The organism is Solirubrobacter pauli (genome assembly GCF_003633755.1).
Lineage (GTDB): Bacteria > Actinomycetota > Thermoleophilia > Solirubrobacterales > Solirubrobacteraceae > Solirubrobacter > Solirubrobacter pauli.
In genome coordinates, this window is sequence record NZ_RBIL01000001.1 from 2,039,826 (window position 1) to 2,060,385 (window position 20,560).

At 72.6% G+C, this 20,560-nt stretch carries 17 protein-coding genes; 9 read left to right on the forward strand and 8 right to left on the reverse strand.

Translation table 11 applies throughout. The features are described from left to right. Window positions 1-48: 48 nt before the first annotated feature. Both C8N24_RS09645 and C8N24_RS09650 read left to right on the forward strand, forming a co-directional pair. A complete protein-coding gene (locus tag C8N24_RS09645) occupies window positions 49-513 on the forward strand; it encodes a DUF1707 SHOCT-like domain-containing protein (protein WP_121249833.1) in 465 nt (154 codons plus the stop codon). A gap of 13 nt (window positions 514-526) precedes the next feature. After that, window positions 527-1,357 carry an MBL fold metallo-hydrolase gene (locus tag C8N24_RS09650; RefSeq protein ID WP_281272645.1) on the forward strand — a complete coding sequence of 277 codons (831 nt, stop codon included), beginning with the start codon at window positions 527-529 and terminating at the stop codon, window positions 1,355-1,357. Here C8N24_RS09650 and C8N24_RS09655 read toward each other — a convergent pair. Together C8N24_RS09655 and C8N24_RS09660 are read right to left on the reverse strand one after the other, a co-directional pair. After that, on the reverse strand, window positions 1,341-2,237 hold the full coding sequence (locus C8N24_RS09655) for an epimerase (RefSeq protein WP_121249835.1): 897 nt from the start codon (window positions 2,235-2,237) through the stop codon (window positions 1,341-1,343). The genes C8N24_RS09650 and C8N24_RS09655 overlap by 17 nt on opposite strands. After that, the gene (locus C8N24_RS09660) at window positions 2,234-3,112 is read right to left on the reverse strand and encodes a helix-turn-helix domain-containing protein (RefSeq protein ID WP_121249836.1); all 879 of its coding nucleotides are present in this window, start codon (window positions 3,110-3,112) and stop codon (window positions 2,234-2,236) included. The genes C8N24_RS09655 and C8N24_RS09660 overlap by 4 nt, the downstream gene beginning before the upstream one ends. Before the next feature lie 59 nt (window positions 3,113-3,171). Here C8N24_RS09660 and C8N24_RS09665 point away from each other — a divergent pair, with 59 nt between their 5' ends. Continuing rightward, window positions 3,172-3,600, forward strand: a complete 429-nt coding sequence (locus C8N24_RS09665; protein ID WP_121249837.1) for a pyridoxamine 5'-phosphate oxidase family protein — start codon at window positions 3,172-3,174, stop codon at window positions 3,598-3,600. Between the two features lie 3 nt (window positions 3,601-3,603). Here C8N24_RS09665 and C8N24_RS09670 read toward each other — a convergent pair whose 3' ends face one another. Continuing rightward, window positions 3,604-4,647: a Gfo/Idh/MocA family protein gene (locus tag C8N24_RS09670; protein WP_281272622.1), complete on the reverse strand. Its 1,044-nt coding sequence runs from the start codon at window positions 4,645-4,647 to the stop codon at window positions 3,604-3,606. A gap of 37 nt (window positions 4,648-4,684) precedes the next feature. Here C8N24_RS09670 and C8N24_RS09675 point away from each other — a divergent pair, with 37 nt between their 5' ends. Continuing rightward, window positions 4,685-5,410 (forward strand): ThuA domain-containing protein, encoded by a 726-nt coding sequence (locus C8N24_RS09675; protein WP_211339901.1) that lies wholly within the window; start codon window positions 4,685-4,687, stop codon window positions 5,408-5,410. Here the strand turns inward: C8N24_RS09675 and C8N24_RS09680 are convergent. Then, entirely contained in the window at window positions 5,407-6,690 is a 1,284-nt protein-coding gene (locus C8N24_RS09680) for an ammonium transporter (RefSeq protein ID WP_121249839.1), read from the reverse strand. The two genes, C8N24_RS09675 and C8N24_RS09680, sit on opposite strands and share 4 nt — an antisense overlap. Further along, complete coding sequence (locus C8N24_RS09685; RefSeq protein ID WP_121249840.1) at window positions 6,687-8,852, reverse strand: sensor domain-containing protein; 2,166 nt, start codon at window positions 8,850-8,852, stop codon at window positions 6,687-6,689. The genes C8N24_RS09680 and C8N24_RS09685 overlap by 4 nt, the downstream gene beginning before the upstream one ends. A gap of 127 nt (window positions 8,853-8,979) precedes the next feature. On the opposite strand from C8N24_RS09685, the gene C8N24_RS09690 reads away from it, so the two are divergent. From C8N24_RS09690 to C8N24_RS09710, 5 genes are all read left to right on the forward strand, one after another. After that, a complete protein-coding gene (locus C8N24_RS09690) occupies window positions 8,980-9,744 on the forward strand; it encodes a hypothetical protein (protein WP_121249841.1) in 765 nt (254 codons plus the stop codon). Between the two features lie 37 nt (window positions 9,745-9,781). Next, on the forward strand, window positions 9,782-11,257 hold the full coding sequence (locus C8N24_RS09695) for a calcium-binding protein (RefSeq protein WP_121249842.1): 1,476 nt from the start codon (window positions 9,782-9,784) through the stop codon (window positions 11,255-11,257). Window positions 11,258-11,344: 87 nt separating this feature from the next. Continuing rightward, entirely contained in the window at window positions 11,345-13,327 is a 1,983-nt protein-coding gene (locus tag C8N24_RS09700) for an MMPL family transporter (protein ID WP_121253091.1), read from the forward strand. A 13-nt stretch (window positions 13,328-13,340) separates the two neighbouring features. Then, on the forward strand, window positions 13,341-14,537 hold the full coding sequence (locus C8N24_RS09705) for a sensor histidine kinase (protein ID WP_121249843.1): 1,197 nt from the start codon (window positions 13,341-13,343) through the stop codon (window positions 14,535-14,537). Beyond that, complete coding sequence (locus C8N24_RS09710; RefSeq protein ID WP_121249844.1) at window positions 14,534-15,199, forward strand: response regulator; 666 nt, start codon at window positions 14,534-14,536, stop codon at window positions 15,197-15,199. Before C8N24_RS09705 ends, C8N24_RS09710 begins: the two co-directional genes overlap by 4 nt. On the opposite strand, the gene C8N24_RS09715 is transcribed toward C8N24_RS09710, so the two are convergent. The 3 genes from C8N24_RS09715 to C8N24_RS09725 all read right to left on the reverse strand — a co-directional run bounded on the left by C8N24_RS09715 (window position 15,196) and on the right by C8N24_RS09725 (window position 20,550). After that, a complete protein-coding gene (locus tag C8N24_RS09715; protein WP_121249845.1) occupies window positions 15,196-16,194 on the reverse strand; it encodes a hypothetical protein in 999 nt (332 codons plus the stop codon). The two genes, C8N24_RS09710 and C8N24_RS09715, sit on opposite strands and share 4 nt — an antisense overlap. After that, a complete protein-coding gene (locus C8N24_RS09720) occupies window positions 16,191-16,733 on the reverse strand; it encodes an RNA polymerase sigma factor (protein WP_121249846.1) in 543 nt (180 codons plus the stop codon). Before C8N24_RS09720 ends, C8N24_RS09715 begins: the two co-directional genes overlap by 4 nt. 106 nt (window positions 16,734-16,839) lie before the next feature. Next, window positions 16,840-20,550, reverse strand: coding sequence for a 3-keto-alpha-glucoside-1,2-lyase-like domain-containing protein (locus C8N24_RS09725; RefSeq protein ID WP_211339902.1), 3,711 nt, complete (start codon window positions 20,548-20,550; stop codon window positions 16,840-16,842). Between the last annotated feature and the right edge of the window lie 10 nt (window positions 20,551-20,560).

The window sequence follows — 20,560 nt, forward strand, 5'->3', positions numbered from 1 at the left end:
TTGTCGAGCGAGCCTTGCAATCGCGCGGTGACCCGGCACACTTGATCCATGTCGTGGCAGCGCCCTTCCTCGGACCTCCGTGCTTCGGACGCCGAGCGCGAGCGCGTCGTCGAGTTCCTGCGTGAGCACGCCCTCGCCGGTCGCCTCAACCACGATGAGCTCGAAGAGCGCATCGGCCTGGCGTACGCCGCCGTCGTCCGCGGCGACCTCGAGCGCCTGATCGTCGACCTGCCGCGCCGCCATCAGCCTCCGGCCAAGCGCCGCCCGCAGCCCACGCACGCGGTCGCCGAGCGCCACCAGGGGCCCAAGCCCTTCATGGTCCTCGTCGGCCTGGCCGCGCTGGCCATCCCGATGGCCGTCATGGCCGGCGTGCTGATCGCGATCGCCGTCGTCATCGCGATGAGCGCGCTGATCGTGCCGCTGCTGATCGTGGCCCTGCTGATCGCGCACTCCGCCAAGCGACGGCGGCCGCATCGCCCGCACGGCCGGGGCATGGCCGGCGGCTTCGGCTGAGCCGATCCAGGGCCTGACCGACCTCGAGTCGACGCCGCTCGGCCTGCCGAGCGGGCTCGAGCTCGAGTGGCTCGGCGTCGCCGGGTACCGGCTCACCTGCGAGGGCGTCTCGATCCTCGTGGACCCGTACGTCTCGCGGGTGCCGCTGCGCAGCGTGCTCCTGCGCCGGCCCGCGCTGCCCGACGAGCAGCTGATCGACCGCTACGTGAAGGCCGGTCCGGTCGCGGGCATCCTCGTCGGGCACACGCACTGGGACCACGCGGTCGACGCGCCCGCGCTGGCACGGCGGTTCGACGCGCCGGCCTTCGGCAGCGAGTCGCTCGCCCAGCTGATGCGACTGCACGGGCGCAGCAGCATCGTGGTCGAGCCGGGCCGGCGGTACGAGCTGGGGCCGTTCGTGGTGTCGTTCACGCGCAGCCGGCACTCGAAGCTGCTGTTCGGGCGCAGGGTGCCGTTCGACGGGCCGCTGACCTGCGAGGACGTGCACGCGCTCAGCCCGGGCGCATACCGCTGCGGCGCCGTGTACGGGATCCGGATCGAGGTCGCCGGGATCTCGCTCTACCACCAGGGCAGCGCGGACCTCGACGACGCGGAGCTCGCGCGTGCGCCGGTGGACGTGTTCCTCGCGGGCGTCACCGGACGGCAGGTGACGCCCCGCTACTGGGAGCGGATCCTGCCCAAGCTCGACCCGCGGGTGCTCGTGCCGACGCACTACGACGACTTCTTCGCGCCGCTCGGCACGCCGCTCAAGCTGATCCGCAAGGTCGACCTGGAGGGCGTCCCGGACGAGGTGCGCGCCGTCAGCCGCGACGCGACCGTGGCGGCGCTCAGGCGCGTCGACTGACGAGGTCGCGCGCCGCGGCGTCCCACTCCGGGAACGCGAAGCCGAAGCCGGCGTTCACCAGCCGGCCGGGCACGACGCGGCGGCTCTTGAGCACGAGCTCGGTCTCCGTGCGCATGAAGAAGGCGCCGACCTCGAGCATCCAGCGGTTGGCGGGCAGCCCGACGCGGCCGTCGCGGAGGACGCGCATGAACTCGCCGTACGGCAGCGGATTCGGCGAGGATAGGTTCACCGGGCCGGCGAACGCCTCGTCCTCGACCAGCCGCCGCACGGCGCGTCCGAAGTCCTGGTCGTGGATCCACGAGACGTACTGGCCGCCGCCCGCCGCGGGCCCGCCGAGGCCGCGCCGGGCGAGCCCGTAGAGCGTGTCGAAGACCCCGCCGCGGTCCGGGCTCATGACCATCGCGGCCCGCATCAGCACGGTCCGCACGCCCGCGTCGGCGGCCGCCTCCTCCCAGCGCTTGGCGACGTCGATCGAGAAGCGCCACGTGTCCGGCACGCCGTCCTCGTCGCCGCCCAGCCGGCCCGACTCGTCCCAGGCGGGCCCGCGGTTGTCGGCGTAGATCGTCGCGGTCGAGGACTGCAGGAAGACGCGCGGCGGCACGTCGCAGGCGCGGATCGCGTCCCGCAGCGCCCACGTCGACTCCAGCCGCGAGGCCATGATCGCCCGCCGGTTCGCGGGCGTGTAGCGGCAGTCCACCGACCGCCCCGCCAGGTTGATCAGCGCGTCCGCGCCTTCCAGCGCGCCCACCCAGTCGCCGAGCGTCCGACCGTCCCAACGCACGCCCTCCGAGCGGGCGATCACCACGACGTCGTCGTCGGCGAACTCCCGCTTGAGCACGTGGCCGACCTGTCCCGTCCCGCCCGCGAGCACGATCCTCATCGGTGAGCCGCTTCCCAGACGATCGGGTCGCCACACGACACGTCGGCGCCGAGCTGCACCAGCACGCCCGCCAACGCCTCGCGGCGGACGGCGCCGAACGCCAGGACGTGCGACAGCACGCCGCCGTAGGTGAAGGACTGCGGCGGCTCGCACAGCGCGTCGACGAACGCGTCGTCGTACGCCCCGCGGTCGCGGATGCGCTTGGCGATGCGGGCGAAGTCCTTCGCCGCGCGCTCGAACCGCGGCAGCCACGCGCCCTCGCGCGGGGCCGGCACCTCGCGGCCGTCGATCGCCGCCACCCACACCTCGAGCGTGTAGACGAGCCGCTCGCACATCAGCGCGGCGCTCGGCTCCTCACCCTCGAACCACACGAGCACCAGGCCCGGCCGCAGCTCGCGCGCGAGCTCCGCCTCCTCCAGCGCCGAAGCCGCGCGCAGCAGCTCGCGCACCCGGTCGAGGTGGTGCGCGACCATCCGCTCGGTCAGATCGCCGCTCGCGGGCGCACCCGGGATCAGCAGGCCGGCGGGCGGGTGGAAGTGGATGCCGTTCCGCGCGGCCAGCTGCACGTCGCCGTCGTAGGCGCTCGGCGGCGCGCCGTACGCGCGGGAGAAGGCGCGCGAGAACGCCGCGACGGACCCGTACCCGGCGAGCGCGGCCGCCTCGGCCGGCGGCACGCCGGCGCGCAGCTGCCACGCCGCGCGCTCGAGCAGCAGCCGCCGCCGCAGCGCGACCGGCGACTCGCCCGTCGCCGCCGCGACCAGCCGGTCGAGGTGATCGCGGGAGAAGTGCGCACGCTGGGCCAGCGCGGCGCCGTCCACGTCGTCGTCCAGGGACGAGAGCACGAGGTCGAGGAGGTCACGGAGGCGGTCGGCCATGTTGATCGCATTCGACGTCTTACTGGACTGCACCACGAGATGCCGCGACAGTCGCGGACATGGCTTCCTGGAAGGCGTTCGAGACCGCCGCTCCCGAGCTCGCGCGACGCGTGCGCGCGAGCTTCGAGGCGCACACGCACCTGACGATCGCGACGCTGCGCAAGGACGGCTCGCCGCGCATCTCGGGCACCGAGGTGCAGTTCGACGACGGCGGGCTGTGGATCGGCTCGATGGCGAACGCGCGCAAGGCGCAGGACCTCCAGCGCGACCCTCGCTTCGCGCTGCACAGCGGTTCCGGGGAGCCGGACGAGGGCTTGGCCGACGCGAAGGTCGCCGGCCGCGCCCACGAGATCCCGAACCAGGAGCACCACAAGTTCCGGCTCGACGTCACCGAGGCGTCGATCGTCAGCCTCGACGACGCCAAGGAGCATCTGGTGATCGACATCTGGACGGCAGCCGGCGGCGTCAAGCAGGTCAAGCGCAAGTGAGCGTTACGACAGGGCGATCTCCCGCCGCTCGCGGGCGGACGTGTAGGCGGCGTCGACCACGCGCGCCAGCGCCGCCGCGGCCGCGCCGTCACCGCCGCCGCCGTTGCGGGCGGCGTCCAGGAAACGTGCGACCACCGCGTCGTGGCCAGTGCCTGCGCGCGGATGGAGCTCGGTGACCGCGGCCACGCCCGCCACGTCCGAGAACAGCTTCAGCGTCCCGATCTCCTCCATGTCGACGACGCGCAGGTCCGCGCCGCCCTCGGTTCCGAAGATCGTGATGCCGAACTCGTCGCCGGCGGTGCGGTGCGCGGCCCAGCTGGCCTCGACCAGCAGCGTCCCGCCGTCGTCGAGCCGCAGGAACGCGGTCGCCAGGTCCTCGACGTCGAAGCCGCCCCCGTCGCCCGTCTTGTCGGACGTCTCGGCGTCGCCGAAGCCGCCGGCGGCGAGCAGGTCGTAGGTCGACGCGCTCACGGTCGTCACCCGCGGCTGCCCGAGCAGGAACAGCGCGTAGTCGAGCACGTGGATGCCGATGTCCAGCAGCGGCCCGCCGCCCGCCTGCTCGCGGTTGGTGAACCACGACCCGAGCGTCGGGATCCCGGTGCGCCGCAGCCACCATGCCTTCGCGTAGTACGGCCGGCCGAGCCGTCCGTCCTCGATCACCCGCCGCAGCGTCTGGATGTCCCCGCGCTGGCGGTGGTTGAACGCCACGTCGAGCACCCGCCCGGCGCGCTCGGCCGCGGCCACCATCGACGCGGCCTCGTCCGGCGTCCGCGCGATCGGCTTCTCGCACAGCACGTGCAACCCGCGTTCCAGCGCCGCGATCGTGATCGGCGCGTGCAGGAACGTGGGGACGGCGACGCTCACCACGTCGAGCGAGTCGTCGGCGAACAGCTCCTCCCACTCGGCGACGTGGCGCTCGACCCCGAGGCGCCCCGCCAGCTCGCGGCGCACGGGCTCTTCCAGCCCGGCGATCCCGGCGAGCTCCACGCCGGGTAGCTTCGCGTAGGCCTCGGCGTGCTGGACGCCGGCCCAGCCGACTCCCACCACCCCCGCCCGCAGTGTCTTCGTGGTAGAGATCCGGCGGATGGTACGCGTAACGGTGTGGGGCGAGAACGTCCACGAGCGGACCGAGGACCACGTCCGCGAGCGGTATCCCGACGGAATGCACGGCGCGATCGCCGCCGGCCTGCAGCGGCTCCTCGGCGACGGGGTCCAGACTCGAACCGCCACGCTCGACCAGCCCGAGCACGGGCTGCCGCAGGAGGTCATCGACCAGACCGACGTCCTCACCTGGTGGGGTCACATCGCGCACGAGCAGGTGCAGGACGCGATCGTGGACCGGGTGCACGCGGCCGTGCTGGGCGGCATGGGTTTGCTGGTCCTGCACTCGGGCCACTACTCGAAGATCCTCCAGCGCGTGCTCGGCACCTCCTGCAGCCTCAGGTGGCGCAACGAGGGGGAGCGCGAGCTCGTATGGACGGTCAACCCCGCGCACCCGATCGCGCAGGGCGTCCCTCACCCGATCGTCATCCCCGCCCAGGAGATGTACGGCGAGCACTTCGACATCCCGGAGCCGGACGAGCTCGTGTTCATCTCGAGCTTCGCGGGCGGCGAGGTGTTCCGCTCGGGCTGCTGCTTCCAGCGCGGCGCGGGCCGGATCTTCTACTTCAGCCCTGGCGACCAGGACTACCCCGTCTACCACCAGCCCGAGATCCAGCGGGTGCTGGCGAACGCGGTGCGGTGGGCCACCCCGCGCGTCCGCGGCCCCGTCCCCGAGGCCCCGAACGCACCGCGTGACTGGTTCCTCTAGTCGACGTCGCCGGAGGCGATGAACTGCTCGGGGTAGCCGTACATCCCGTGCTCGACGAGGTCGAGGCCGTCGCGCTCCTCGTCGGGCGTCACGCGGAGCCCGACGGTGGCCTTGATCACGCCGAAGGTCAGGTAGGACAGCACGAACACGACGGTGAACGCGATCGCGACGCCGGCCGCCTGGACGCCGAGCTGCTCGAGCGAGCCGTTGTAGACGAGGCCCGCCTGCCCGGGCAGCCCGGCGTCCTCGATCAGCCGGGGTGACGCGAACAGGCCGCAGCTCAAGGTCCCCCAGATGCCGGCGATGCCGTGGGCCGACAGCGCGCCGACGGGATCGTCGAGCACCCGGTCGATCGCCAGCACGGACACGACGACGAGCACGCCGGCGACGAGGCCGATGATCGGCGCCGCCCAGAACTCCACGAACCCCGACGGCGCCGTCACGGCCACGAGCCCGGCGACCGCGCCGTTGCCGACCATGCCGATGTCGAGCCGTCCCACGCGCCAGGAGACCGTGGCCGCGGCACCCAGCACGCCGGCCGCCGCCGCGAGGTTGGTGACGAAGATGACCTCGGCGAAGCGGTTGCCGTCCGTGCCGAGCGCGGAGCCGCCGTTGAAGCCGAACCACCCGAGCCAGAGGATCAGCACGCCGAGGCCGAAGACCGGCATCGAGTGCCCGGGGATCGCGCGCGGCGTGCCGTCGGGCGCGTACTTGCCGCGCCGCGGGCCGAGCAGCAGCAGCGCCGCCAGCCCGCCGGTCGCGCCGGTGAGGTGCACGACGGTCGAGCCCGCGAAGTCCTGCATCCCCATGCCGATGTCGTGCAGCAGGCCGCCACCGAAGATCCAGTGCGCGACCAGGGGGTAGATCAGCACCGCGAACACCGTGCCGTAGATCGGGTAGGCGATGAACCGCACGCGCTCGAGCGTCGTGCCCCACACGATCGCGAGCGAGACCGCGCAGAACACGAGCTGGAAGAACGCGAACGCGCTGCCGGCGCCGTCGAGCGGGCCGGGGATCGGGCTGCCGGGAGCGAGCACGTGGCCGATCGACAGGAAGAACCCCGAGTCGCCGGCGAACCAGCCGTCGCCGCCGAACGCGAGCGCGAAGCCCGCCAGCCACCACGCGAGCGAGACCGTGGCGAAGTTGATCAGCACCTTCGCCACGACGGTGCCCGCGTTCTTGCCGCGCGAGAAGCCGATCTCCAGGCAGGCGAAGCCGGCCTGCATGAACATCACGAGCACGCCCGCGACGAGGACCCAGGTGACGTCGAGCTCGCTCATGGCCGCGGCACCTCGTCGGGCGGGACGGGGCGGCCGAGCAGGAAGCCCTGGGCCAACGCGCAGCTGTGCTCGCGGAGGAACGCGAGCTGCGCGTCGGTCTCGACGCCCTCGACCACCGCGTTCATGCCGAGCGCGTCGGCGAGCGACAGCACCGCGGCGACGATCGCGCCCGCGGTCGGGTCCTCCGGCACGCCGGCGAGGAACGACCGGTCGACCTTGAGCGTGTCCACGGCCAGGGCGCGCAGCCGCCCGAGCGACGAGTGCCCGGCGCCGAAGTCGTCGATCGCGACCTTCAGCCCGGCCTCGCGCAGCTCCTCGAGCAGCGACGTGTGGCGGTGCTCATCGCTCAGCACGGCGCTCTCGGTGAGCTCGGCGGTGAACTGCTCGCGCGGGAGGGCGTGCGCATCGATCGCGGCGGCGATCAGCTCCACGAGGTCCGGTCGGCGCAGCTGCCGCGGGGAGAGGTTGAAGCCGATCTGCGGGGTGAAGCCCTCGTCCCGCCAGCGCGCCGCCTGGGCGCACACCGCCTCCACCACCCACTGGCCGAGGGCGTCGATGAGCCCCGTGTCCTCGGCGACCGGGATGAACAGGCCCGGCGGCACGAGCCCCTGTTCGGGGTCCTGCCAGCGCACGAGCGCCTCCACGGCGATCAGCTCGCCGGTCTCGACGCGCACGATCGGCTGGTAGTGCAGCAGCAGCTCGTCCTCGGCGATCGCACGCCGCAGGCGGCTGGTCACGAGCAGCCGGGTGCGCGCGTCGTCCTGCCCGTCCGGCTCGTAGAAGGCGACGGTCCCACGGCCGCTGCGCTTGGCCTGGTACATCGCGCTGTCGGCGTACTTGAGCAGCGTCTCCGGGTCGTCGGCGTGCTCGGGCATGAGCGCCACGCCGATCGACGCGCCGACGTGGAACACGGCGTCGGAGAGCTCGAACGGCACCTCGAGCGCCTCCGCGATGCGCTCGCCGGTCACCTGCGCCGCGGCGCGCGGGTCCTCGCCATCGCCGCAGTGCAACAGCAGCAGGAACTCGTCGCCGCCCTGGCGCGCGAGCACGTCTCCGGAGCGCGTGAGCTCGGACACGCGCTCGGCCGTGCCCAGCAGCACCGCGTCGCCCGCGGCGTGGCCGAGCGAGTCGTTGACGAGCTTGAAGTTGTCCAGGTCGAAGTACAGGAGCGCGAGCGACGTCGTCCCGCGCCGGACCCGTGCGGCCGCGCGCTTGAGCTGCTCCTCCAGGAGCGCCCGGTTCGGCAGCCCGGTGAGCCGGTCGTGGTAGGCGAGGAAGGCGATCTGCGCCTCGGCCCGGTCGCGCGCCGTGATGTCCTCGCCGGCGCGCAGCACGGCCGTCACCCGCCCGCCGTCGTCGAGCAGGACGGCGTTGCGCCAGGAGATCTTGCGCGACTCGCCCTCGCGCGTCTGCACGAACGTCTCGAGCGTCTCGCCCGGCGTGTCGACGCGCGAGACCACGCGGTGGAAGGCGCGCCGTGAGTCCAGCCGCTCCGTGGTCGGCACCACCGCGTCGAACCAGTCACGGCCGAGCAGCTCGCGCTCCTGGAAGCCGAGCAGCTCGCAGCCCTGGCGGTTGATCAGCTGGACGATGCCGTCCGGGTCGAGCACGACGACGAGCGTGCTGGCGACGTCGAGGAAGCGCTGTGCGCGGTCACGCTGCTCGCGCAGGTCGCGGTCGGCCACGACGCGGGCGGTGACGTCCGCGAACGTGCAGACGAGCCGGGCGTGCTCGCCGACGCGGTCGCCGGTGGGACGGACCGTGAGCGTCAGCCACTGCGCGTGTCCGTCGGGCGCGATCCGCTCGTACGTGGCGTGGCGTGCGGTCCCGTCCCGCAGCGCCGCCGCGAGCGGGCTCTCGAGCTGGCCGCCGAGCCCGGCGCCGCGCGCGCCGAAGTTGTGCGCCTGCAGACGCGCCTCGCTCAGCCCGAGGATCCGCAACGCGCTCGGGTTCCAGTTGATCGGCCGCAGGTCGCCGTCAGTGACGATGACCCCTTCGTCGAGCCCTTCCACCACCACGCGGCTCAGCCGCTCGGCCGCCCGCTGGGCCTGATGGGCACGATGCTGGGGCCCGGCTTCGACGACCACGCCGCGGCTCACCAGCCGGTCGACCGGTCGCTCTCGTCGTTGTCTCTCACCGAACGGCGCGACCAGTCGAGGCATGAACCGCGCGCATGGTAGAGATGCGTCGGTCCACACTCACCGCTTTCAGGCGCGTGAACGAAAACTGCCAGGAAGTGGGCGGCCCGGTAGAGGCCCGGACCGCCCGCCTCTGTTCTACTAGACCCCGATGACGGCGATCTGCAGCATCTGTGGGCAGGAGCACCCGCTGGCCGAGATGGTGACGGCCCACATCGAGCCCGAGGACGTCCCCGCCGATGCCCGCGGCGCCACGCCGGAGCGCCAGGACTGGTGGCTGGCGGACGGCGAGGCGCTGCACGCCGAGCACCCGCGCTCGTTCTTCATCCCCACCCGCGAGCGGCGCGAGGCGCTGCGCCGCGGCGAGCTGATCAAGCTCGAGTTCCAGTACGGCCCGCACGCGGACAGCGAGGGCGAGGGCCACATCGAGCGGATGTGGGTCGAGGTGGCCGGGCCCGGCGAGGGCATCCTGCGCAACGGGCCGTTCCGGATCCAGGGGCTCGAGCTGGGCGACCACGTGACCTACGCGCCCGAGCACGTGATCTCGATCGACTACGGCGACGACGAGCTCGGCTACGCGCAGGCCGAACGCCCGATCGTCGACGAGAACGTCCTGCTCGAGGACCGCGCGCCGGACGTCGTGGCGCGGGCGCCCGGGCCGGACGGCGCCGACGTGTGGTGGATGCTCGTGCGCGAGGACTCCTCGCAGCCGGTCCAGGAGCGCATCAACCTGCTCACCGACCGCTTCCCGGCGCTGGCCGAGCCGCTGCGCGCCGGCGCGGGCGTATGGGAGCGCGACGGCGAGGCGTACCGGCGCGTGGACGAGACCACCGGTGAATGGCCGTCGCTGCTGGCGTTCCTCGCCGACGCGGCCGAGCGGCTCCACCGTTCGGAGGACCAAGACACTCCGGATTGACGACGCCACGGCCCCGCGTTCGCGAGACGGTGCGCGGATGCTGTTGCGCATCCTCCCCACCGCCGTCGCGGCGCTCGCGCTGCTCGCCGCGCCCGCGTACGCGACCAAGGCCGAGCTCTCCCCCGACGGCCAGTTCCTCGACATCACCGAAAGCGCCCCCGGAGAGGTCAACCGGCTGCTCGCCAGCGTGCACCGCGAGGGCGCCGGGCTCCGCATCGAGCTGATCGACGACCAGCCCGTGGCCGCCGGCCGCGGCTGCACGCACGACGCCCAGTTCGGCGTCACCCGCTGCGCCGATCCGGTGCAGCAGGTCCGTGCCTTCCTCGGCGGCGGCAACGACCGCTTCCAGGTCACCGAGATCGCCACGGACGTCACCTTCGGCGCGGGCGCGCTGGCGGTCGACCTCGGCGACGGCAGCGACGAGTTCCTCTCGCGCGACACGAACGCCACCGCGGTCGTCCAGGGCGGCCCGGGCAACGACACGTTCGAGGGCGGCCTCAACGTCGACCACTTCTTCGGCGGCGAGGGCGACGACACGCTCAAGGGCGGCCAGGGCGGTGACGAGCTGCGCGGCGAGGGCGGCAACGACCTCCTCGTCGGCGACGGGCCGTCCGCGTTCGGCGTCTTCGGCGACGTGCTCGACGGCGGCGCCGGCATCGATACCGTCGACGACTACGTGTCCTCGTCCGGCGCGCCGGACGCGCCGCCGATCGCGATCGCCCTCGACGGAGCCGCCAACGACGGGCGCGCGGGCGAGGGCGACAACCTGCTCGCCGTCGAGCGGATCGCCTCCGACTCGGCCGGCACGTTCACCGGCGACGCGGGCGACAACGAGTTCACCGCGCCCGAGGTCGGCCGCGCGAGCACGCTGCTCGGCCTCGGGGGCAACGACACGCTGATCGCCGGCGACGCGCACGGCGACACCGTGGACGGCGGCGCCGGCGACGACCAGATCGACGGCGGCTTCGGCGACGACAAGCTCGTCGGCGGACCGGGCCGCGACATCGTCAACGGCGATCGCAAGCTGCGCTGCAACGAGTACCACTGCGACTACTTCGGGCTCGGCAACGACACGATCGACGTGCGCGACGGCGAGGTCGACTCGGTCACTTGCGGACCGGGCACGGACCGCGTCGTCGCCGACGCCGACGACACCGTCGCCGCCGACTGCGAGACCGTCGAGCGCGCGCCCGCGACCGGCGGCCCGGAGGTCAAGACCAAGGGCCCGCAGCCGAGCGGAGCGACCGCGACCGTGAAGAAGGTCAAGCTCGCGAAGGCGCTGAAGTCAGGGCTCCGCGTCACCGTCAGCGCCGTCACCGGCACGGTCAAGCTGACCGCCAAGCGGGGCTCCAAGACGGTTGCGTCCGGCTCGGCGAAGGCGTCCAAGAGCGGCAAGGCGACCGTCAAGCTGCGGTTCACCAAGGCCGCACGGAAGGCGCTCAAGCGCAAGCGCTCGGTGAAGCTGAAGATCAGCGGCGGCGGCGTCTCGCTGACGTACACGCTCAAGCGCTGACGTACTCCCGGGGGAGCAGCCGCGGCAGCGGGAAGTGACTCCCCCGGGCCGATGTGCGAACGGGCCGTGACGACGACGATCCCCGGCATGCTCGAACGCCTAGGGAAACTCACCGCGTCGCGGCCCAAGCGCACGCTCGTCCTGCTGCTCGCCTTCATCGTCCTGGCGGGCGTCGTGGGCGGCCCCGTCGCGGGCCGGATGCAGGGCGGCGACGGCTTCACGTCGCAAGCCTCCGAATCCGCCCAGGCCGAGCGCCAGCTCGAACGGGCGACCGGCGAGGCGACCGCGCCGGGCATCGTCCTGATCGCCCGGGACGGCCAGGCGCAGGCCGCCGCCGACACGCTCGGCCAGGTGGCCGGCGTCGCCCGCGCCGAAGTCGGACCGCGGTCGCAGGACGGCGCCACGCGACTCGTGACCGGCACGCTGCGAGCGGGCGTGGATGACGAGGTCGTCGCCGAGGACGTCCTCGCCGCCTTCGAGGACCGACGCGACGTGACCGTGGGCGGCGGCGCCGTGATGGGCGCCCAGCTCGGGGAGACGATCTCCGAGGACCTCGGGCGGGCCGAGATGCTCGCGTTCCCGCTGCTGTTGCTGCTCTCGCTGCTGTTCTTCCGCGGTCGCGCCGCCGCCCTCCCGCTCGTCGTCGGCATCACCACCGTGCTCGGCACGTTCCTCGTGCTGACCGGCGTGAACGAGCTCTACGGCCTGAACGTCTTCGCCCTGAACCTCGTGATCGGTCTCGGGCTCGGGCTCGCGATCGACTACACGCTGTTCCTCGTCACCCGCTTCCGCGAGGAGCTGCGCGCCGGCGCCGAGCCGCGCGCCGCCGTGCGCACGACGATGCTGACCGCCGGACGCACCGTCGCCTTCAGCGCCGCCACCGTGGCCGCCGCACTCGGCGCGCTGACCCTGTTCCCGCTCGGCTTCGCGGAGTCGATGGGGATCGCCGGCGCGAGCGTCGCGGTCGTCGCCGGCGTCGCCTCGCTGATCGTCTCGCCGGCTTTGCTCGCCCTCTGGGGCCGCACGCTGCTCCCGAAGCGCGACGTCGCCGACGGCACCGACCGCTGGCACCGCCTCGCGCACGCCGTCATGCGCCGCCCCGGCGCGATCGCGCTGGTCACGGCCGCCGTGATGCTGGTCGCCGCCTTCCCCGCGGTCGGCGTCCAGTGGACCCCGGTCGACGGCACCGCCCTCCCCACCGACAAGAGCGCCCGCGTCGTCTTCGATGCCATCGAGCGCGACTTCGGCGGCTCCGGCTCCACGCCCGTCACCGTCGCCGCGACGTCCGCGTCGCCGGATGCGGTGCGCGCCTTCGCGGAGCAGATCGGCGCGGAGGCGCAGGCCCTCCCGGGCGACACGTGGCGCCTGACCGTGGACGTGCCCGGCGACCCGACCGGCGAGCGCGCCCGGGACACCGTCGCCGGCATCCGCGCCCTCGACCCGCCGTTCGCCACCGCCGTCACCGGTCCCGCGGCGAAGTTCATCGACCAGCAGGCGACGATCGGCTCCCGCCTGCCGCTCGCCATCGGCGTCCTCGGCCTGCTCACGTTCGCGCTGCTGTGGCTGATGACCGGCTCGGTCGTGCTGCCGCTGAAGGCGATCGTCATGAACGCGCTGACCGTCGGCGCCGCCCTCGCGCCGCTGGTGCTGCTCTACGACGGCGTCGAGCCGACCGACTTCCTCGTCGCCGCCGCGCTGATCTTCGCCCTCTCCACCGACTACGGCGTGTTCCTGCTGGGCCGCATCAAGGAGGCGCGCGACCACGGCGAGAGCGAGCGCGAGGCGGTCGCCGTCGGCATCGCCCGCACCGGCAAGGTCGTCACCGCCGCGGCGATCCTGCTCGCGGTCGCGATCGGCGCGTTCTCGACGAGCTCGATCCCGTTCATCCAGCAGATCGGCATCGCCGTCGCCACCGGCGTCCTGCTCGACGCGTTCATCGTGCGGACGCTGCTCGTGCCGTCGCTGATGGCGCTCCTGGGCAAGTGGAACTGGTGCTCGCCGAAGCCGCTGCGCCGTCTGCACGCCCGCGTCGGCATCAGCGAGGGCGGCCCGGCCCCCGCGGCCGCCTGACAGGATCCGCTTCGTGAACCCGACGCTGAAGCGCTGGCTCCCCGTCCTGGTCCTGCCGCCGATCCTGCTGCTCGACGGCCTGCTGTCGGACAGCGGCGGCAACGACCAGGACGTCAACGCGCTCGGCGTCGTCATCACCTACCTCGCCGTGCTCCCGCTGCTGTGGCGGGAGCGGCTCGGGTTCTTCGCGCTGGCCCCGTTGCTCGTCGGCGGAGTGGTCGCGCTGCTGTGGAGCTACGGGCCCGGGACCACGGTCGTCGCGATTCCGGCCTGGGCGTTGTTCGAGCTGGCCCGCCGGAACGGCCGGCGCGAGACGATCATCGCGGCGGTCGCGCTTCCGCCCTGCGTGCTGGCGAGCCTGCTCCCGTTCCACATGAGCGGCGCGGAGATGATCTCGACGCTGCTGCGCAACCTGGCGCTGTGCGAGCTCGCGTTGGCCGTCGGCTACGTGATGTGGCACAACCGCACCGCGCTCGCGCGCGACCGGGCCGCGCACGACGCCGACTCCGAGCGCCGGCTGGGGGAGGAGCGGCTGCGGATCGCGCGTGAGGTGCACGACGTGGTCGCGCACGCGATGGTCGCCATCAACGTGCAGTCGGGCGTCGCCGCGCACCTGCTCGACCAGGACACCGAGCAGGCGCGCGAGGCGCTCCTGCAGATCAAGCGCACGAGCGGCGAGGCGCTCAACGACCTGCGCGCCACGCTCGGCGTGCTGCGCGATCCCGACCAGGCCGCGCCGGTCGGGCCGACCGCCGGGCTGGAGGACCTCGACACGGTCGCCGCCCAGCTGCGCGCGGCGGGGGTGGAGGTCACGATCGACGTGGCGGGTGCAGAGCTGGTCCCGACGCCGGTCGGGTCGGCGAGCTACCGGATCGTGCAGGAGGCGCTGACGAACGTGCTGCGCCACGCGCACGCCAGGCGCGCCACGGTGATGGTGCGGGCCGACCCGGAGACGCTGTCGCTCGTCATCACCGACGACGGCGTCGGCGGTCCGTACGTGCCGCCCGACCTGAGCGAGGAGTGGGGCGGCGAGGAGCCCCCGCCACGCCGCCGTCCGAGCACGAACGGCGGCGGCTCGGGCGCGGGTGTGCGCGGGATGCGCGAGCGCGCGACGGCGCTCGGGGGCGTCCTCGCCGCGGGCCCGGCCGAAGGCGGCGGCTGGCGCGTGGAGGCGGCGCTGCCGCTCGCACCCGCCCGGAGCGCCTCGTGACCCGCGTCCTGCTCGCCGACGACCAGGCGCTCGTGCGGGCCGGCTTCAAGGCCTTGCTCGCCTCGCAGCCGGACATCGACGTCGTCGGCGAGGCCGCCGACGGCGTCGAGGCGCTGCGCCTCGCTCGCGCCGAGCGGCCCGACATCGTGCTGATGGACGTGCGCATGCCGCGCATGGACGGGCTCGAGGCGACGCAGCAGATCACCGCCGACCGCACCCTCGTCGGCACCCGCGTGATCGTGCTCACCACCTTCGAGCTCGACGAGTACGTGTTCGGCGCGCTGCGCGCCGGCGCGTCGGGCTTCCTGCTCAAGGACATCGACCCGCCGGACCTGCTGAGCGCCGTCCGCGTGGTCGCCGGGGGCGACGCGCTGCTCGCGCCGCGGCTCACCCGGCGCCTGATCGAGGCGTTCGTCGCCCAGGACCGTGCCGTGGTCGTCGAAGGCGACGAGCTGGCCGAGCTGACGCCGCGTGAGCGCGAGGTGCTGGCGCTCGTCGGCCGCGGGCTCTCGAACGCCGAGATCGCCGACACGCTCGTGCTGTCGCCCCTGACCGCCAAGACGCACGTCGCGCGGCTGTTCCAGAAGCTCGACGCGCGCGACCGGGCCCAGCTCGTCGTGCTCGCGTACGAGTCGGGCCTGGTCGTCCCGGGGACCGGCTAGCAGCCCAACGCGTCCTTGTAGGACTCGGCCACGGTGAGCGCTTTGCCGCCGACCACGGTCCCGTCGGTGGCGACGGCCTCGACGTGCTGGTGCAGCACCTCGCCGTAGTGGCCCTCGCGGTTCATCGCCTTCAGGACGGCGGAGCGCTCGACCGCGCGCAGCGCCTGCACGGCCGCGGTGCGCTCCCTGGCGGCGCCCTCGAGCCAGGTCTTGATCCACCCGCAGGACACCGCGGCCACGACGCGCGCACCGAGCTGGTAGCGGTCGCGCGGCGCGCCGTGCGTGTCGAGCGCGGCGCGGTCGAAACCGGGCGGGACCGGCAGGTCGACGAGCATCTCGTCGATCACCCGGTCGCTGCTGCCGGGCCGCACGACGCTCGCGGGCATCGCGCTCAGCCAGACGTCGACGGACACGGCGCGCAGGCGGCCCAGCAGCTCCTCCACGCCTGGGCCGCGCAGCTCGAGCACGTACCCGTCCATCGTCCACAGCGCCGTCTGGTCGCGCGGCGAGTACTCGAACACGCGCGCCGTCGTGCCCAGCACCGCGTGGTCCGCGAGCGCTCTCGTGCTCTTGCCGCGGTCGCGCACCCACCCGGCGAGGGACTGGTCGCGCCGCCACGACAGCTCCGCCCGGCGCACCCCGTTCTCGAACTGCATCTCGCCCGTGCCGACGTCGAACTGGTCCGCGCGCGTGACCGTCCAGCCGTCGATCAGCAGCCGGGGCACCGCCTCGGCGACCCGCACGGCCTGCGCCGCCCACGCGCGGTCGGTCCCGCCGCCGCTGCCTGACAGGAAGACGATGGTCGCCGCCAGCGCGGCGGCGACCAGCGCACCCGCGGCGGGCACCAGCCGCCGGCGCCGGCGCGGCGCCCGCCGGCGGACCGGCCGCGTGACGATCGCCTCGCGCAGCTCGGCCTCGACCGCGTCGAGCATCAGCGCGTCCAGCTCGTCGTCGGTGATCGGCGCCGCCCGGCGCACGGCTTCATCCAGGCTCATGCGACGGTCTCCTGCGCGATCGTGCGGATGGTGGCTGGCTCGCCCTCCCAGCCGAGGGTGGTCAGCTCGGCGCGCAGCCGGCGTCGAGCCCGGTGCAGGCGACTGCGGACCGTGACTCCCAGCGTCCCCGTCGCGACGGCGATCTCGCTCGGCGACAGGCCCTCCCAGCCGGCGAGCAGCAGCAGCTCGCGGTCCTCGTCGGAGAGCCGCGCCAGCGCGCGCCGGATGACGCCGTCCTCGGGCTCGGCCGGCACCGCCACGGTGAGCTCGGCCGCGAGCCGGTCCGACAGCCCGCTGCGGCGCCGCTCGCCGCGGCGCTGGTTGGCGAGCACGCGCCGCGCGACGGCGAGCAGCCACGCGCGCGCCGCGTCGCCCTCAGGGACCTCGCCCAGCCGGCGCCAGACGACCAGGAACGTCTCGGCGACGACGTCGGCCGCGTCGGCGGGCTCGTCCACGCGCCGCAGCGCGTAGCCCAGCACGAGGCGCCGGTGGGTGTCGAACAGCGCCCGGAAGCGGCGCTCGGCGTGTGATCGCTCCATCGCTGGGCAGATGTCCGCCACGTCCGCGAGCGTTGCAGGCGGACCGCTTAAACGCGAACGGCCGCGGTGGGCAGCAGCCCACCGCGGCCGTCGAGGACCTACGGGACTACGGGGTGATCGTCGACAGCGTGAACGTGAGCGTCTTGCTGTAGCGACCGGTCCGGAGCGCGTCCTTCTCGTTGATCGACTGCTTGAAGTCGATCGCGACGTCCGCGCCCGAGACCGGGTCGGAGAACGTCTTGAGCGTGAGCGGCGTGCCACTCAGCGCGGCGAACGCGCCGCCGGCCTTGACCTGCAGCGGCTGCGCCAGGGCGTACGCGCCGTTGACGAGCTTGCCGGTGTTGGTCGTGCTGGGGTCGACCACGGACAGCGCCGCGTCGCCGGCGGTGCTGGTCACCGAGGCGAGCGTGCTGGCCGTGTAGTCGCGCGTGGCGCCCGGCTCGAAGTTGCCGAGCGAGGACTGCGCGCCGAGCGTGATCGCGAGCGTCGCCGGCACGTTGCCGATCAGCTCATGGTCGGTGTTCGACGTCGTGGCCGTGATCTTGACCGTCTTGGAGCCGATCGCCGAGACGTTGCCGGCGGCGTCCGTCGCGCGGTACTCGATCACGTGCTCGCCCTGCGCGGACACCGTCACCGGGGAGGTGTAAGCCGTCCACGCGCCACCGTTGACGCGGTACTCGAGCGTGACCGTGCCGGGCTTGTCGTCCTGGCCGGCCAGCGTCAGCGTGACCGGGCGCTTGTACGAGCCGTCCGCGTCGGGCGCGGCCGGGTCCAGCGTGCCCGTGACGGTCGGCGCGACGTTGTCGATCAGGCCTTCCTTGATGCGGACGTTGCGGTACCAGACGTTGTCGCCGTCGCCGTGGTTCTGGAGGCCGACGAAGCCCGCCAGGTCGCGTGCCGCGTTGGTCACCGTGTAGTCGTTGACCACGGTGCCGTTCAGGATGATCTTGATGTTGTTGCCCTGGACGAGGAGCTCGTAGGCGTTCCACTGGCCGAGCGGCTTCAGGGACGCGAGGACCTTGTCGCGGTCAGCGCCCTGGATGCCGTAGATCGAGCCGGTCAGGTGCACCAGGTCGTCCGTCTCGTCGATCTGGATCTCGTAGCCGTTGTCGACCGCGGTCCACGGATCGCCCTTGGGGTCCGGGAAGCCGACGAAGACGCCACCGTTGGAGTCGTTCGTCATCTTCCAGTCGAGCTTGAGGCTGTAGTTCGTGAACGACTTGGGCGTGTACCAGTTCAGGCCCAGGCCGCCGACGCTCTTGATCGAGCAGTCCGTCTGGCGGCCGAACGAGCCGGGGCCTGCCATGCGCCACTTGGCCAGCGAGTCGAGCGTGCCGTCGAACAGGCCGACGTAGCCGGGCTCGAGCGTGGCCGGGGCGCAGATGTCCTTCGCCTCGCCGATCTTCAGCGTGTCGAAGTTGACGTTGCCGTCGGTGCCCGAGTCGAACGAGAGCTTGATCTGGTTCGTGCCCTTCTTCAGCGCCAGGCTCTTGGTGCTGAACGCCCACGCCTTCCAGTCGGCCGTCGAGGTCGTCGGGAAGACCCAGTTGTCCTGCTTGACGCCGTTGACGTACAGCGCCAGCGACTTGTCCTTGGTGGACGGGTTCGGGCCGTTGGCGTAGCGGATGTTCACCGGGTAGGTGCCGTCGGCGTCGACGTCGACCTGCCAGGTGAGGTTCGCGCCGTTGTTGAAGAAGCCACCGGCGAAGCCGGAGCCGGAGTAGCCGGAGTGCTCGGTCTCGACGGACGCGCCGGAGCGCAGGACGGCCTCTTCGGCCTCGTAGTTGCCGGTCTGCGTCGGGGTGGCCGTGTAGCCGGGCAGCGAGTTCAGCGTGTACCACGCCTCGGAGTTCCACAGCGCCTCGCCGGCGGCCGAGGAGAACGGGGCGGGGGAGCGCACGTACACGACGCGGCCGGGCTTGAGGCCGTCGACCTTGATCGTGACCGACTTCTTGTCGGCCGCGACCGTGGCGTCCGTGACGAGCAGACCCTCCTCGTCGACCTTCGGGCCGCCGTACTGGGCCGTCGGGACGTAGCGCCACTGCTTGAACTGGTAGGCCGACTTGGCCTTGGCCGCGGTCTCGTCCGAGAGCGGCTGCGTGTAGGAGATCTTGAAGCCGCCCTCGACGACCTCCATCTTCTCCATGTCGAAGACGTTCTTGCCGCTGGGGGTGAGCTTCTGGAGGCCGTAGCGCTGCTTGCCCTCCTGGCCCCAGTTGCCGCCCTCGCCGGTGCCGCCGACGTAGATCGCGCCGTCCGGGCCGATCATCGTGCGGTTGACGCCGACCTCGAGGCCGGCCGTGTGGCGGAAGACCGCGCCCTGGAACTCGCCGCCGACCTTCTCGAGGAAGCCGCGCTGGAGGCCGCCGTAGGTGACGTCACCCCAGATCATCTGCCCCTTGAACGGACCGTCGGTGAGCATCACCGGGTTCGACGGGGAGTTCGCGACCTCGTTCTGCGGCATCCACAGGACGGGCTGGGTGACCGGCTTGTCGTCGTACGGGCCGGGTGGGTTCGTGTAGTGGTTGAAGAAACGACCCGGCTTGATCTGGACCATCTTGTTCGACGGCAGCCAGGCACCCTGGTTGTCGTTGACGAAGATGCCGCCCTCGGGGCCGAAGCCGATGCCGTTCGGGGTGCGCAGGCCACCGGCGATCGTGGACACTTCCCACGTCTTGCGGTCGATCTTGATCGCGGTGCCCGGATCCTTGCCCGGCTGCGGGTCGGTCGTCGCGCCACCGTTGTTGATGGCGTTCGAGCGCGCGATGTAGAAGTAGTCGGCGTCGTGGATGAGGCCGAAGGCGAACTCGTGGAAGTTGCCGCCGTTGGGCCACGAGGCGAGCCGCTTGTGGTCCATCATCGTGTCGGCGTCGTCGCCGTCCGGGAGCAGCTCGGTGAGGCCCTCGCGCTCGGACACGTACCAACGGCCGTCGATGACCTGGATGCCCATGGCGTTCTTGAGCTTGTCGGCGACCTTGGTGTAGGTCACCTGGTCCTTGCTCGTGTTGCCCGTGACGTGGTCGAGGACGTAGACCTCGCTGGACTCCGGGTTCGGGACCCAGCCGCCGGAGGAGACGTCGCCCGTGGTCGTGATGACCATGCGGCCGTCCGGCAGGAAGTCCATGCCGGAGACCTTCGGCTGGAAGGCCGAGGGGCGGATGTCGGTCAGGTCGTAGTCCGGGTTCACGGACTCCAGGGGCAGACCGTCACCGGGGGTGTCGGTGTCGCCCTCGCAGAACTTGCTGCCCGGCGCGGTGACGCGCACGACCTGGGCCTCGGTCGAGAGGACCGTGCTCGGGACGACGGCGTAGGCGCTCGAGCCCGGCGTCTTCCACTCGAGCTTGAGCACCTGCTCGTTGGCACCGTCGACGTGCTTGATCAGCAGGGTGTGGTTGCCCGCCGTGAGCGTGGCGGTGCCTTCCTTGGACTCGACGGCGTGCATGCCGTCGTTGTTGACGACCTCCTTGCCGTCCAGCCACAGGACGGAGCCGTCGTCGCTGGTGAGGCGGAAGGCGTAATCGCCGGCGGTGGCGATGTTGAGGTTGGCGAGCACTTCCGTCTGGAAGTTGCCCTCGAGACCGAACTCGCTGGTCTGCGTCCAGTTGATGGTGGGCATCAACTTGTCGACGTTCGGCGTCTGGCGAGCCTTCAGCGTGCACGTGCCGTTCGGCGCGACCGCGAACTGGTACGTGCGCATGGTGACCCCGGGCTCCTGGGGCGGCAGGTTCTGCGCGGCAGCGCTGCCGGCGAGCGCGCCGAGCGCGCCCGTCACCGCGGCGGCGGCGATGCCGGCGCGGGTCCTCCAACTTGCGGACAAACGTCCTCCT

What these genes read in the sequence shown, in the direction of transcription:
- C8N24_RS09645 (WP_121249833.1), top strand. Translation starts at nt 49, where the DNA reads ATGTCGTGGCAGCGCCCTTCCTCGGACCTCCGTGCTTCGGACGCCGAG.
- C8N24_RS09655 (WP_121249835.1), bottom strand. Translation starts at nt 2,237, where the DNA reads ATGAGGATCGTGCTCGCGGGCGGGACGGGACAGGTCGGCCACGTGCTC.
- C8N24_RS09660 (WP_121249836.1), bottom strand. Translation starts at nt 3,112, where the DNA reads ATGGCCGACCGCCTCCGTGACCTCCTCGACCTCGTGCTCTCGTCCCTG.
- C8N24_RS09665 (WP_121249837.1), top strand. Translation starts at nt 3,172, where the DNA reads ATGGCTTCCTGGAAGGCGTTCGAGACCGCCGCTCCCGAGCTCGCGCGA.
- C8N24_RS09675 (WP_211339901.1), top strand. Translation starts at nt 4,685, where the DNA reads ATGGTACGCGTAACGGTGTGGGGCGAGAACGTCCACGAGCGGACCGAG.
- C8N24_RS09680 (WP_121249839.1), bottom strand. Translation starts at nt 6,690, where the DNA reads ATGAGCGAGCTCGACGTCACCTGGGTCCTCGTCGCGGGCGTGCTCGTG.
- C8N24_RS09685 (WP_121249840.1), bottom strand. Translation starts at nt 8,852, where the DNA reads ATGCCTCGACTGGTCGCGCCGTTCGGTGAGAGACAACGACGAGAGCGA.
- C8N24_RS09690 (WP_121249841.1), top strand. Translation starts at nt 8,980, where the DNA reads ATGACGGCGATCTGCAGCATCTGTGGGCAGGAGCACCCGCTGGCCGAG.
- C8N24_RS09695 (WP_121249842.1), top strand. Translation starts at nt 9,782, where the DNA reads ATGCTGTTGCGCATCCTCCCCACCGCCGTCGCGGCGCTCGCGCTGCTC.
- C8N24_RS09700 (WP_121253091.1), top strand. Translation starts at nt 11,345, where the DNA reads ATGCTCGAACGCCTAGGGAAACTCACCGCGTCGCGGCCCAAGCGCACG.
- C8N24_RS09715 (WP_121249845.1), bottom strand. Translation starts at nt 16,194, where the DNA reads ATGAGCCTGGATGAAGCCGTGCGCCGGGCGGCGCCGATCACCGACGAC.
- C8N24_RS09720 (WP_121249846.1), bottom strand. Translation starts at nt 16,733, where the DNA reads ATGGAGCGATCACACGCCGAGCGCCGCTTCCGGGCGCTGTTCGACACC.